The sequence below is a fragment of the Mangrovibacterium sp. genome, assembly GCF_041596335.1.
Classification (GTDB): domain Bacteria; phylum Bacteroidota; class Bacteroidia; order Bacteroidales; family Prolixibacteraceae; genus Mangrovibacterium.
The window spans coordinates 25869-39387 of record NZ_JBFHIT010000018.1; the positions used below are offsets into that span (position 1 = coordinate 25869).

Genomic DNA, 13519 nt, shown 5'->3' on the forward strand with positions numbered 1-13519 from the left:
TTCTCGGATCTATTATTCAAAAAAAAATCGTTGATTGTTTGTGGTCGTACTATTTAGGTTTTTCTACCCGGTTTGATTCGGGGTGAAGCTCTTCCCAAAGGCGCAGGAATACGCCGTTCGTCCAACCAAAACCATCTTGTCCTTCGTACTCTCCTCCACCTCCGGGACGATCCGGATCAATTACATCGTATTTTTCTTTCATCTTGCCCGATTCAAAGTAAACCTTGCAGTTTAGCTTGGTCCACCGCCTTGCCAGTTTTTCGGCTAAATCCGGTCGGTTGTAGTTTTTTAAAGCCACATAGCCAATCCATTGCATCGGCGCCCATCCATTTGGCGAATCCCATTGTTGATTGGAGTTTTCAACCAAGGAGGTTACCAAACCACCTTCTTTCAGAAAGTCAGATTCAATTTTAGCGATCACTCTTCCAGCCTGTTCCGAAGACGCGATTCCGATATACAACGGGAATAATCCGGCCAAGGTCAGTTGCGGCGAAAGAGTTTTTGAAGACAAATTGAAATCGGTAAAAAAACCCAAGCTGTTGTCCCAGCAGTACTGCTGAATGGCTTGCTTCCGCTTTTCGGCCAAACCGTTATAGCTTGCTTCCTGCTGTGGAATACCTTTTAGCCGGTAGCTTTTAGCCAAAATCATTTCCACCCGATATAGCAGGCAGTTTAAATCGACGGGCAGCAATTGCGTTGTTTGAATGCTCCCCAGACTACGGCCATCGGCAAACCAGCGAGTTGAAAAATCCCAACCCGACTCGGCAGCAGCTCTCAAATCGCGAAAAAGCGATGAATCTCGGCCTGATGGCTCCAGCAATTCCGCATCGTGCCAGTACGACTCAGGTCGCGGTGTGTTTTCCGCATCCCAATAACGGTTCAATACTGCTCCTTTCTCCAGTTGCACAAGCCTGTCGCCTGTCATCCAAAAATCGTATTCGCGCTCCATCGCGTCTAAATAATTCAAATAAGTCTGCTCGTCGTTTGTTGTTTTTGCCAGCAATTCAACCATAAGTGCAAAAAATGGAGGCTGCGATCGGCTAAGGTAATAACTTCGGTTTCCGTTTGGAATGTGTCCGTAGGTTTCAATTAGGAACTCGAAATTATCGACCATATCCCGGATCAGATCTGTCCTGCCGTCGACCTGCAAACCTAACATGGTAAAGTAGCTGTCCCAATAGTAAATTTCTGTAAAGCGCCCACCCGGAATAATATATGAATTCGGCAAAGGAAGCAAGGTTGAATACTGCGCTTGTTGATCAGGTTGACGCGTCAGTTCATTCCACAAAAAATGCAGGTGGTGCAACATGGCTGTGGTGTCGGTTTGAATGGTATCGAAATACAAACCCACAAAATCGTGTAAATTGAAGCAAGGTTCTGACTTCTGAGCCATATAAAGGAAGTCCAGACTATCGGGATTAACTCTCGGCGTGCAGTCCACAAAGGTTTTCTGATCGGCAAAGATGTGGCTCATTTGTACATCGCGAAACAGCTGCGGATACTGTTTTGGCGGATCAAGCTGCGCCTTTAGTGGGCCGCAAAAAGAAACGATAAGAATAAATAGGCTGATTGTTCTCCGGTTTAAAATCATGGTTTTTCTGATTTTCTGGAATTCGACTGACTCTCGGTGAATTATTGGCATTTCCGTTCATTCAATGAAAGACAAAATTTCCAGCGTTTATATTTGTTGGTTCTATTTGGTTTTTCTGCACAAAGTGTTGCGTTCAGGCTGCGTGTCATCCTCGTGTTCAATCACATATGATTATGCCGAACATTCGCTTAGCTTCAAACGACGTAACCCAAGGTCAGCAGGCACCCAGGTCGATCATTTCCCCAAGATACTATAAACATTCAACCTATTTATTCGGAATCCAAACCGTTCTCGTTCCCTTGTCGGTCTCCGCATAAAACGGTTGCAGCACCAGCGTATGATCCGGAATTCCGCCATAAGTAAATGTGGGCATCTTTCCCGGAGGAGAAACAAACTGAAGGTCTTTCGCCGGATCTCCAACAGCCACTGCTTCCGGAGTGGTACTGTCCTTCTCGTAAGTTAGAAATAACGCCCCGTAGGAAAACGCTAATTGATTTAAATCATTCCGGATCACTGTCGGCCTCATGCCAACGATAATTTCAATCTCGTCGCCATTTTTCCATTTCTTCGCAATCTCGGTATATTCTCCCGGACGAACCGGGTACTTCACGCCCTTCACCGTAACAGCGGCCATGTCTGACCAACCGGGGATTCGCACAAACAAATCCAGATATCGGGTGTCTTCCATTTCAACCCGCAGCTTTATCCGGCCTTCGTTTGGAAAAGTGGTATCCTGAATCAACCTAATTTTACCGCCGGTGGTGTGTTCGAAATCGAAGGTTGAATTGTTATAAATATTCACATAAATCCGATCGTAACGACGTGTGTAGCAAACCGATTTTACCGCTTCATTACTAACGACTCCCGCCAACTGACTATTGTAAAATACCTTTTCCAACTCATCGGCATAACATACCAAACCGGTATGTTTCAGTAACGAGTCGTTTACTTCAGTCCATTTTCGCAGGTCGGCGACCGCCAAGGTCTCGAAACTCAAATCTACCGTGCGCCTAATCTCCTCCCAGGTTGCCGACAGATCAGCGGAAACTGTTGCGTCGCTTTCGTGCTTCATTTTGCCAATTTCGTTCTGCAATTGCAAGATTTCGTCGATCAATTTTGGTTGATTTTCGGAACGAATAGAATCGACCGGGGAAAACCCGTTAATTTTGTCGGCCAAAACACCACCGAGCGATATTTCAGATTCACCAACGGACTCTGAAATACCGAAAGGCTCCGTTGCCGCGCGATACTGACAGGAAATGACACCTACAAGCAGGAAAAGGGCTAATAATGACTGAATTGGTTTCATAAGTTGTGCTGGAAAATTTAAATCATTCAACAAGTTTTTGGGGCTGAGTGTTCAACAGAAACCAAAAACCAGCTTCACATCGACAAATAAACAACCCGACACCGGAATTTATCCAGGCTATTTCGGCAAAGCCATAATTTTAATATTTTTGAAGGTTATGAAACTAACCGCTCCAATTTTACTTTTCCTATTTCTTGTTCTCGGAACAATTGCTCCGAAGAAAGCTTTTTCGCAGTACCGCATAAAAGATGTAGTATCGACCTCCAAAGGCGATTTGGAAATTATGGTCGTTGGTCACTGTTTCTACTACTTCAAATTCAACCGACTGAATATTTATGTCGACCCGATTCCAAATGTAGGCGATATTAGCATGCTCCCAAAGGCCGACCTGATCCTGGTCACACACGATCATCGGGACCACCTTAGCACGAATGTCATTCAGCTTTTATCGAAATACGACACCAAGGTCATTGCTTCGAAAGCCTGCATTAAAAAGATGGATTTTGGCGAGTTTCTCGAAAATGGACAGCAAACCACCTTTAAAGAACTTTATATTAAAGCAGTTGCGGCTTACAATGTAGTCAACCTGCGACCCGACGATATTCCCTACCATCCGAAAGGGGAAGGAAATGGCTATTTTCTGGTTTTTGGAGACAAGACGGTCTACATTGCTGGCGATACGGAATATATCGACGAGATGCGCTTTTTCATGAAACCCGACATCGCTTTTATTCCAATGATGATGCCGTTCACGATGGACGAAGACATGTTTGTGAAAGTGGCCAAGAAGCTGAACCCGAAAATTCTATACCCTGTACACTACAATTCGCAACTTGACTCGTTGGTTGAAAAAATAAAGGTTGCGCTCCCCGCGACCGAAGTCCGGATTCGGTAAACCGCTTGCCTGTTGATCGAGTTTGGTGGTTGAAAGTTGAATTCGTCTGCAACCAAAACCGGGTCCGTTGCATCTTATTTTATTGGCACAATCCTGTTTCGCCAGGGAAAATGAAAACTGCGGAAGGTATAACCAACCTTTATTCACAGCTTAAAAAATGTCGTTTGCCGAAAAAATAGCACATCAAACCATTCGTTTACCTATTTTCGTATCAACTTCAAAAATCGATCATCATGTCTACTTTTGGAAATTTAATCTGGGTTGTTTTCGGTGGGTTCCTCATCTTTTTGGAATACCTCGTCGCCGGGCTTTTACTTTGCATAACAATCGTTGGAATTCCGTTTGGCCTGCAGGCCATCAAATTGTCGTTGCTAGCTCTTTGGCCATTCGGCGCGAAAATAGAATACATGGACTACGCTCCGGGCTGCCTCTCAACCATTATGAATATTATTTGGCTATTAATTGGCGGAATATGGATCGCCCTCACTCATCTTGTTCTCGGATTGCTCTTTGCAATTACCATTATTGGACTTCCATTTGCAAAACAGCATTTCAAACTGGTAAGTCTGGCGCTCACTCCGTTTGGCCGAAGAGTAGTGTAGCCATCATGCCGGTTAACCTCATTCTAAAGTTTCGGGAATTAAACTGGCAACTCTTCTACCTAAACTAACAGTTACACCAACCCTCACCCCTCGGAGTTTTTGAGTATTAATTTTGAAATCCGGCACAAATGCAGATCGCAGTTTCCGGCACCAACGGAACCAAAAACTGCGACTGCAAACCGATCACCATATCCTGTGCCTGCGACTAAATACAGACCACCGGGAACTGATCACTATTTTAATGCTGATGTAAACCGCATTCCTTTTTCGAGTTGCTTTCCCACCACCAACGGCCGGCGCGGAAATCTTCTCCCGGTTGAATAGCTCGTGTGCAGGGCGCACAGCCGATACTCACAAAACCGCGATCGTGCAATACATTGTATGGGACATGATTTTCCCGCACATATTTCTGACAATCTTCCAGCTCCCAATGTAGCAACGGATTGTATTTTAACACCTTGAATCCTCCATCCCAATTAAAGAACTCAAGTCCCTCCCGATTTTGCGACTGCGACGCACGCAAACCGGTAATCCAACACTCCATACCTGCTAAAGCTCTTCCCAATGGTTCCACTTTGCGAATGTGGCAACACATTTTTCGGTTTTCTACCGACGCGTAAAAGCTATTTGGTCCATTTTCGGCAACAAACTTCTCCAATGGTTCGTGCATCGGATAAAACGGAATGATCGGTTTATTGTATTTTTCGATGGTACGGGCATATACCTTGTAAGTTTCTTCAAACAAACGCCCGGTATCCAACGTCACCACTTGAATCGCAATGTCGTTCCTGAAAATCAGATCCGTTATCACCTGGTCTTCAATACCAAAACTAGTTGTAAAAACTGCTTTCCCGGCAAACCGTTCCGCGATCGCTTTCAACGTGTCTACCAATTCTGTTTCTTTAAATTCGATATTCAGTTGTTTTACTAAATCGTCGCTCATAATGCTTTCTTTTTGAATAAAAATGCGGCCTAAAAATACGTATTTTCAACTGAAATCCGTCCTTTTCAAGCCGATCAAAACCGATTATTAAACCTGCTGACCAAAGTAAATCGTCTTCTGCCTGAATAAGAATAAGCCTTTATACACATTTCGAGCACCAAAAAATAATACTCTGATCGGTATAACAGAAGTAAATTTCTATTTTTGACGCATGACTTCTCAATCAACCAACTGGCCAGCTGCATTTATCAGTCGCATCCGCGAACAATTTCCCGAGACTGCCGATTCATTCATTCAATCGCTCAACAACGATGCGAGGGTGAGCATCCGGCTGAACCCCGCCAAGTTTTCTCCCGAAACCAGCTTGCAGACTGTTCCCTGGGCCGGGCAAGGCTACTTTCTAAATCAACGTCCTGTTTTTGCACTGGATCCGTTGTGGCATGCCGGCGCCTATTACGTGCAAGAAGCCAGCTCTATGTTTTTGGAACAGGCCTTTCAACAGATTAATTTGACTGGCCCTAAACTAGTGCTCGATCTGTGTGCCGCACCTGGAGGAAAATCGACCCACCTGAACAGCCTCATGGCTTCGGAGGACTTACTGGTGTCAAATGAAGTGATTCGCTCACGCGTTCCGGTACTACTGGAAAACCTCTGTAAGTGGGGGCACAGCAATTTTTTGGTGACCAACAGCGACGCCAAGCAGTTTGGCGAATTGGGTGCACTGGTTGATGTATTAGTGATTGACGCGCCCTGCTCCGGAGAAGGACTCTTCCGCCGCGATCCGAATGCGGCCAATGAATGGAGCGTCGAAAATGCGAATCTCTGCGCGGTCCGTCAGCGCCGAATTTTGGCCGAAAGCTGGCCCTGCTTAAAAGAAGGTGGCTACCTGATATACAGCACCTGTACGTTCAATCCGGCCGAGAACGAGGAAAACCTGCTTTGGTTGCGCTCGCAAGGAGGCTTCGAGAGCATTCGCATACCGATTGATCCAAGCTGGCAAGTTGATGAAGTTGAAGCCAATGGCATTCACGGCTATCGTTTTCTACCGTATAAGGTTCAGGGTGAAGGCTTTTTCATCACCATTCTGAAGAAAACCGACGGCACTAGTTCGGTACGCTTTCCGAAGAAATTTAAAACACGCTTGCAAAAAGCGTCTCAATTGCCCGACAACTGGCTATTAAAGCCGGAACAAAAAACCTTTTTTCAACACCAGGATCAACTAAAATTTATTCCGACCCACTGGGAGAAAATAATTTTATATCTGTTTGAGCGCGTGAATCTGGTGAAAGCCGGAACTCATTTTGCGACGCTCAAGAAAAATGATCTTTTACCGGAACACGAGTTGGCTTTGTCAATCGATCTCAACAACAAAGCTTTTCAGCATCTAGAATTAGCCTCCAACGACGCGTTAAGCTTTCTGGCTCGCGATAACTTTCAGCTTCAACTTAGCGGAAACAACTGGCAGTTGGCAACGTTCAATCAGCTTCCGTTGGGTTTTCTGAAGAATCTGGGCAACCGGTTCAACAATTATTACCCTAAAGAGTGGCGCCTGCGCATGCAAGACCGCAGTAACACCGATGTTTGGTACCAGGCATAAGAGGGCTGGCAGCTGGACTGTAAGAAAAAGCACAAAGAGATGAGCAGGACTATGCCAACCGAGACTCCACATTTTTTCAAATAAATCCGGCAGCTATTTTGCATCGTTCAAAAAATTATTTCCTTTGGCGCTTGTAAAGGTCGATCATCTGGTGTATTTTGCAACGACGTGTAGATTTCGACTTTTAACACAATCAAAAAGAAGAAAACAAAGTTTACACTTTTTAAAACCTTTTTATTTAAACTATTAATGGGAAAAGTATTAATCATCGGTGCAGGTGGCGTGGGAACAGTAGTTGCCTACAAAATGGCTGCACTTCCGGAAGTATTTTCCGAAATTATGTTGGCAAGCCGTACCAAAGCAAAATGTGACGAGATTGCAAACAAAATTGGTGGTAACCGTATTCAAACCGCTCAGGTTGATGCCGAAAACGTGCCTCAACTGGTGGAACTGATCCGCAATTTTAAACCGGATTTGGTGGTAAACGTGGCCCTTCCCTACCAGGATCTGCCTATTATGGATGCCTGTTTGGAAACCGAAACCAGCTACCTGGATACAGCTAATTACGAACCCAAGGACGAAGCCAAGTACGAATACAAATGGCAATGGGCTTACCAAAACCGTTTTAAAGAAGCCGGAATTACCGCTATTCTGGGTTGCGGATTCGATCCCGGAGTAACGAGTGTTTACACGGCCTATGCCGCTAAGCATCACTTTGATGAGATCAACTACCTGGATATTGTTGACTGTAACGCAGGTGATCACGGAAAAGCATTTGCAACTAACTTCAACCCGGAGATCAACATTCGCGAGGTAACTCAAAAAGGTAAATATTGGAAAGACGGTAAATGGGTTGAAACCGAGCCACACGAAATTCACAAACCCGTGAACTATCCGGAAATCGGCCCGAAAGAGTCGTACCTGATTTATCACGAAGAACTGGAGTCGCTGGTGAAAAACTTCCCGACCATTAAACAAGCTCGTTTCTGGATGACTTTCGGACAGGAATACCTGACTCACCTTCGCGTGATTCAGAACATTGGCATGGCCGGCATCGAGCCAATCATGTACGAAGGCAAAGAGATTGTGCCAATCCAATTCCTGAAAGCAGTTCTTCCGAATCCTGGTGATTTAGGAGAAAACTACACCGGATGGACCTCTATTGGTTGTCGGATTAAAGGCTTGAAAGATGGCCAGGAAAAGACCTACTACGTCTACAACAACTGTAGCCACGAAGTTGCCTACAAGGAAACTGGCACACAGGGCGTGAGTTACACCACCGGCGTTCCGGCTATGATCGGCGCGATGATGTACCTAAAAGGACTTTGGAAAAAACCGGGTGTATATAATGTCGAAGAGTTCAATCCGGATCCGTTTATGGAAGCACTGAATGAACACGGCTTGCCTTGGAACGAAGTTCACAATACTGATTTGGAAATGGAATATTAATTCCAACCTCTCCTATATAATGAAAGCCCGGTTTTTGATGACACCGGGCTTTTTTTTGGTTTGTCTTTTCGTTATTATGGTCCGCTACAGACAAAAAAAGCTCCCCGAAGGGAGCCTCTAATATGGATCACTCACCGATCAGAAGTTTGAACCACTGCCTGTATCAAACCACAAGCGCGTGCTAATTAAATCTTCCCCTTTCATGGTAGCAACAGCTGCAGCAACAGCGTCAGCATTTTCAGATCGTTCGGCGCTGAGGAATGGCATACGCTTGATCCATTCATCAGCAGGAATGACACCCCAGTCCGAGTTGCTGTCGTTTTTATAAACGTGCGCCAGTTTTGGATATCCTGTTCGGCGGAAATCAGCCCATGGCTCATTCGGGTTTGTAAATGCCGCAATCCATTTTTGAGTGATAATTTTCTCTAGTTTTTCTTCGTTGGATGCGCTTTCATCCCAAGCCACAGTTACAGTTGAACGAGATGTGAAATCATTTATCGCACCATCACCCAATCCATCGTAAACAGCATCGTTATAATCGATCGGCGTACTTGTTGCATCTGCCAGATAATCGTCGGCGCCACCAACACCCCACTGGATAAATGAAGCACGAACACCGGCTTCGTAGTTAGCACCAGCCTCCCCGGCACCCGACCAGCCACGCAAAGCGGCTTCTGCCAAATTAAAATAAACTTCAGAAGCCGTCAGATACGGTCTTTCAGTAATCGTCTTAAAACTTGAGCTGATGGTTGAATAACCGGTATGATCCGCTTTGGCAGTCAACTGCGCTCCGTTTCGAATGCCTTTGTAGGGAAATTCAGGGTGATCAGCATAAGTTGACTCGGCAGTCGTTGCCGGTTCGAAATACGCTGCAATACGCGGATCTTTCAACCCAACCAGAATCGACTCCATTCCGGCCGACATACGCGTATCGTTCCAGCTAAAGCAAATCACCGACAAATACATGTCAGATCCATACAACGAAATATCGAAGTTATCATCGTTTGACGTGATTAAGCCGGCAGCATCCGCAATTGCCTTCTCCCCTTCTGTTCTCGCTAAAGCAGGAGCAACGTTTGAAATCCGGATTGCTAAACGCAAACGCATAGAGTTCACCAATTTGGCCCAGCTGACAACATTCCCCGAATAACTGGCGTCGAATTTCACTAAACCTTCGTAGTCTGCATTAGCCGCGAAAACGGTCTGAATATCATCCAAATCGCTGAAAAATGCATTGTACAGCTCTTGTTCACTATCATAGGAGGCATTCTCTTCACCATAAGTAGAATAAATGACCGGCCCATGATAAGTTGTCAGGCGCGACATTCCTAAAATACGGATCAGTTTAGCCCACGCAGCGAACACGTCGTAGCCACCTTCTTCGGCGATATCAATTACCTGGCTGGCCGGAGACATCAAATTGTTGTAAATCCGGTTCCAATAGCTGTTCCAGGTAATGTAGTACGTTGTGTTATTTACTCCGCTAACAAATGGAGTTGGGCTTGCCATAAAATCGCAATACGATTCAGCAACTAGATTTTCCTGAACCTGGGAGCCAAAAATATTAGCCATCAATGTTGGATAGAATGAACCAATATGGTTAAAATCCTGACTCAACGATTCATCGGTAATTTGGTAGGGATTAACGTTTGCCTCTTCAAACCCGTCGGTACAGGTACTGAAGAAAAGCGCGACAATAAATAGGGATAGTATTTTTTTCATGATACTTCAGTGTTAGAATGTAAATTTAAGGTTGAATCCGTAAGTTCTGGTTGCAGGAACGTTGAAGCTATCCAACGATTGGGAGCCCAAATTTGTACTCATGCTCAATTCCGGGTCAAACGGCGCTTTCTTGTAAAGGAAGAACAAATTTGAACCAACTAAGGAGAACGATGCTGCCTGTAGCGGCAATCCTAATGATTTCACATCAACATCGTAAGTTAACGCCATTTGAGTTAGACGAACGTTTGTTCTGTCGTACACATAGGCTTCTGCAATACCATTACGACCACCTACGGTAGAGTAATAGAGTTGAGGATCAATTTGCGTTACTGCGGTCGTTCCCTGGATCCCATTAATTTCAACATATCCTTTGTCGCGAGCATCGGCGGTACGCTGACTAACCCCGTAGCCATCCAAAATAGACTCCGTTTGACTGAATGCTTTACCTCCGATTTTAGCATTAACCAGGAAACTTAGTGTAAATCGCTTGCAGTCGAAACTGTTATTCCAACCAAGGCTGAAGTCCGGCTCCAGATTCCCCATGTAGATTGGGCTGGCTGACGAAGTTTTGAGTGGTTTACCAGAAGATTCATCCAAAATAATCTGGCCGTCATCGTTTCGGCTAAACTGGATGCCGTAGATATCACCAATTGACCCACCGGTGTAGATTCGGTTATAGTAACCTTCGGAACTACCCAGATCGATATATTTTGAAGGATCGTCGGGGTACAGCTCTACAACTTTATTGTTGTTTTTTGAGAAGTTCAGCGAGCTGCTCCATGAGAATTTAGTCGTCTTCACCGGAGTTGCGTTCACGATAATTTCAACCCCGTTATTTACAATTTCACCCGCGTTGAAGTATTCGCTGGTGTAATAATTATCTTGCTTACTGCCAGATAATGTTTTAGACAATGCCTGATTTGTACTTACAATATGGTAGTAAGTAAAATCCAGTCCTAAACGGCCGCCAAAAAATCGCCAGTCTGTACCCAATTCCCAGGTTACAAGCTGCTCGGGCTTTGCATCGGTGAAGGGTTTCACCGTATTACGATTTACGCTACCGCTTGCGTTTATGCTGTGGTTCACCTGAATCAAACCCCAAGGTACTTCGTTGTTTACCTGAGAAGCGCTGGCTCGGACTTTTGCAAAACTGATAAAGTCAGGCATTGTCACCATTTGGCTCAGGATACCAGTTAAACCGACAGCCGGGTAAAAATAAGATTCGTTCCCTGTTAAGGCCAATGTCGAAGACCAATCATTACGTCCCGATAAATCCAGAAATAACAAATCTTTGTAGCCCAACTGTAAGCTTCCGAATACACCCTCCTTAATGACTTTTCCGCCATAGATTGAGTTGATCGCTACGTTGTCGGGAACGTTTTGAAAATAAAATTCGTTCGGATACAACAAATTGTTGGTTCCGTTGTCAACGCTTAATCCATCGCCATAGACCGACTCCTGGTAGCTCGCTCCGGCTAAAGCGCTCAATGTCAAATCACCAAACTCGTTTTGATAGGTGAAAATTCCATCGGTGTACAGCTGCTTGTCGGTGTATTTTTTGTATTCCCAACGACCGTTTTCGGAAATATTCACGGTATTACCACCGGCATAGTATTTTTGCTCGAATGTTTTGTTGGCGTAGTCGTAGCTACCACGAGCCTGAAACTTCAATTTATCCGTGATTTGATAATCCAAAGTCAAACTGGCGATCACCCGTTGTGTCAGGTCCTCTTTTGGCTGTTTGTTGATCAACCAATAAGGGTTCGACTGGTTGTCCGATTCAGTATGCCATTCTTGCCAGTTCATGTTACGTGAAGCAAGGAAATACTGATAATTATCTTTGAAATAGGAGAATTGCTGCAAACCTAAACTACTATCAGACAACGGTGTTGCGCCATTTCTTGGGAACAAATACAAACCGGTAAGCGGATTCAGGTAGTAACCGGTACCCGGACGGTTTTTGGATCGTTCAGAAGTCAACATGACGTTTGAAGTCAATGTCAATTTATCGTCCAACATTTTAGCCGACTGCTTGAATGTAATGTTGTGTTTTTGATAGCTGTTGTTAGGAACAACACCACCAGCCCCCGTATTTCCGTAGGAGAAATAAGTTGACATTTTTTGGTTGCCACTACTTACCGAAACAGTATTAATCAGATTGTAACCTGTCTCGAAGAAATCATCGACATAGTCGCTTTCATAATTCCCTTTCGTATAGGACCAGCTTTCATCTGTACCGCCATCTGCTCCGTACGAGAATTGCAAACCGGGAGTCGTACTTACGCGTTCGAAAACAGCACTTGAGTTGAATGAAACGGTTGTTGCGCCTTCTTTCCCTTTTTTCGTGGTAATGATGATTACACCATTGGCACCCTGGCTGCCATAAAGAATTGAAGCAGTCGCGCCTTTCAAAACACTAATGCTTTCAATGTCATCCGGATTTAACTGCGACAGTCCATCTCCTTCGTCAGAACCACCCCACATGCCACCTTGGTCGCCTTTGTTGTTTACCATCGGAATTCCATCGATCACATACAACGGATCACTAACGGAGTTAACCGATTTACTACCACGCAGTACAGTTCGGGTAGAACCACCGGCACCGGAACTACTTTTACGAATTTCCAAACCCGCTGTTTTTCCACTCAACCCACTCATAAAGTTGATGTCTCTTGCTTTCATCATTTCTTCGCCACTAACTTCCTGCGAAGAGTAAGTCAGCGTTTTTGATTCGCGCCTGATCCCCAACGCAGTAACAACCACTTCATCAACCGCGATGTTGTTACTTTTCAACACCACATCAATTGTTGATCTTCCGCTAACAGCTACTTCCAGAGTTTCGTACCCCATAAACGAAAATACCAAAATGGCTCCTTCCGACTTCTGCAAGGTGAAAGTATAACTACCGTCAAAATCCGTTGCCGCGCCATAGTTGGTTCCCTTCTCCAACACGGCGACACCCGGCAGCGGTTCGTTGTCTCCCTCTGAGACAACACGACCGGTCACCGTTTGTGCCATTGACGACACAGCTGTAAACAGAACGAAGACGAAAAATAATAAGGACAATTTTTTCATAGTTTGTTCGAATTTAAATCGTGAATACAATTCTATTCACTGAGTATAGATATGATTTGATCGGTTTCTCTTTGATTTGTTGCCATTCTTTTTATCAATAACGAAGTGATTACGAGCTCCTTTTATTTACTGATTAAAGTCGTCAGTATTCCCCGCACCCGAAAACCGTTGCATCTTTTGCTCCTACGAACAAATTAGTCGGAGATTTTTCCACCCAAATTTTTCGGTTCAACACATTAAATAAATAATTTCTGATTTTGTCGCAGTCTGACAGTCTATTGCGATACTTGAGCAAATCGCAATTCTCAGCACACAATTCCAAATTACACATTCAAA

9 protein-coding genes are annotated in these 13519 nt (G+C 44.6%); 4 read left to right on the top strand and 5 right to left on the bottom strand.

The features are described from left to right. Positions 1 to 49: 49 nt before the first annotated feature. A complete protein-coding gene (gene treF, locus ABZD21_RS08305; protein WP_372774314.1) occupies positions 50 to 1591 on the bottom strand; it encodes an alpha,alpha-trehalase TreF in 1542 nt (513 codons plus the stop codon). A 265-nt stretch (positions 1592 to 1856) separates the two neighbouring features. Then, entirely contained in the window at positions 1857 to 2900 is a 1044-nt protein-coding gene (locus ABZD21_RS08310; RefSeq protein WP_372774316.1) for a hypothetical protein, read from the bottom strand. Between the two features lie 157 nt (positions 2901 to 3057). Here ABZD21_RS08310 and ABZD21_RS08315 point away from each other — a divergent pair, with 157 nt between their 5' ends. Next, entirely contained in the window at positions 3058 to 3795 is a 738-nt protein-coding gene (locus ABZD21_RS08315) for an MBL fold metallo-hydrolase (RefSeq protein WP_372774318.1), read from the top strand. A 233-nt stretch (positions 3796 to 4028) separates the two neighbouring features. Continuing rightward, positions 4029 to 4397 carry a YccF domain-containing protein gene (locus ABZD21_RS08320; RefSeq protein WP_372774319.1) on the top strand — a complete coding sequence of 123 codons (369 nt, stop codon included), beginning with the start codon at positions 4029 to 4031 and terminating at the stop codon, positions 4395 to 4397. A gap of 238 nt (positions 4398 to 4635) precedes the next feature. On the opposite strand, the gene ABZD21_RS08325 is transcribed toward ABZD21_RS08320, so the two are convergent. After that, positions 4636 to 5340, bottom strand: a complete 705-nt coding sequence (locus ABZD21_RS08325) for a phosphoadenylyl-sulfate reductase (RefSeq protein ID WP_372774320.1) — start codon at positions 5338 to 5340, stop codon at positions 4636 to 4638. A gap of 211 nt (positions 5341 to 5551) precedes the next feature. Between ABZD21_RS08325 and ABZD21_RS08330 the strand changes: the two genes are divergently transcribed. Together ABZD21_RS08330 and ABZD21_RS08335 are read left to right on the top strand one after the other, a co-directional pair. Continuing rightward, on the top strand, positions 5552 to 6937 hold the full coding sequence (locus ABZD21_RS08330; protein ID WP_372774321.1) for a hypothetical protein: 1386 nt from the start codon (positions 5552 to 5554) through the stop codon (positions 6935 to 6937). 249 nt (positions 6938 to 7186) lie between these two features. Further along, entirely contained in the window at positions 7187 to 8386 is a 1200-nt protein-coding gene (locus tag ABZD21_RS08335) for a saccharopine dehydrogenase C-terminal domain-containing protein (protein ID WP_372774322.1), read from the top strand. 138 nt (positions 8387 to 8524) lie between these two features. On the opposite strand, the gene ABZD21_RS08340 is transcribed toward ABZD21_RS08335, so the two are convergent. Together ABZD21_RS08340 and ABZD21_RS08345 are read right to left on the bottom strand one after the other, a co-directional pair. Continuing rightward, the gene (locus ABZD21_RS08340; protein WP_372774324.1) at positions 8525 to 10108 is read right to left on the bottom strand and encodes a SusD/RagB family nutrient-binding outer membrane lipoprotein; all 1584 of its coding nucleotides are present in this window, start codon (positions 10106 to 10108) and stop codon (positions 8525 to 8527) included. Between the two features lie 12 nt (positions 10109 to 10120). Next, on the bottom strand, positions 10121 to 13183 hold the full coding sequence (locus ABZD21_RS08345) for a SusC/RagA family TonB-linked outer membrane protein (protein ID WP_372774326.1): 3063 nt from the start codon (positions 13181 to 13183) through the stop codon (positions 10121 to 10123). Positions 13184 to 13519 lie beyond the last annotated feature (336 nt).

What these genes read in the sequence shown, in the direction of transcription:
- treF (WP_372774314.1), bottom strand. Translation starts at nt 1,591, where the DNA reads ATGATTTTAAACCGGAGAACAATCAGCCTATTTATTCTTATCGTTTCT.
- ABZD21_RS08340 (WP_372774324.1), bottom strand. Translation starts at nt 10,108, where the DNA reads ATGAAAAAAATACTATCCCTATTTATTGTCGCGCTTTTCTTCAGTACC.
- ABZD21_RS08315 (WP_372774318.1), top strand. Translation starts at nt 3,058, where the DNA reads ATGAAACTAACCGCTCCAATTTTACTTTTCCTATTTCTTGTTCTCGGA.
- ABZD21_RS08345 (WP_372774326.1), bottom strand. Translation starts at nt 13,183, where the DNA reads ATGAAAAAATTGTCCTTATTATTTTTCGTCTTCGTTCTGTTTACAGCT.
- ABZD21_RS08310 (WP_372774316.1), bottom strand. Translation starts at nt 2,900, where the DNA reads ATGAAACCAATTCAGTCATTATTAGCCCTTTTCCTGCTTGTAGGTGTC.
- ABZD21_RS08335 (WP_372774322.1), top strand. Translation starts at nt 7,187, where the DNA reads ATGGGAAAAGTATTAATCATCGGTGCAGGTGGCGTGGGAACAGTAGTT.
- ABZD21_RS08325 (WP_372774320.1), bottom strand. Translation starts at nt 5,340, where the DNA reads ATGAGCGACGATTTAGTAAAACAACTGAATATCGAATTTAAAGAAACA.
- ABZD21_RS08320 (WP_372774319.1), top strand. Translation starts at nt 4,029, where the DNA reads ATGTCTACTTTTGGAAATTTAATCTGGGTTGTTTTCGGTGGGTTCCTC.
- ABZD21_RS08330 (WP_372774321.1), top strand. Translation starts at nt 5,552, where the DNA reads ATGACTTCTCAATCAACCAACTGGCCAGCTGCATTTATCAGTCGCATC.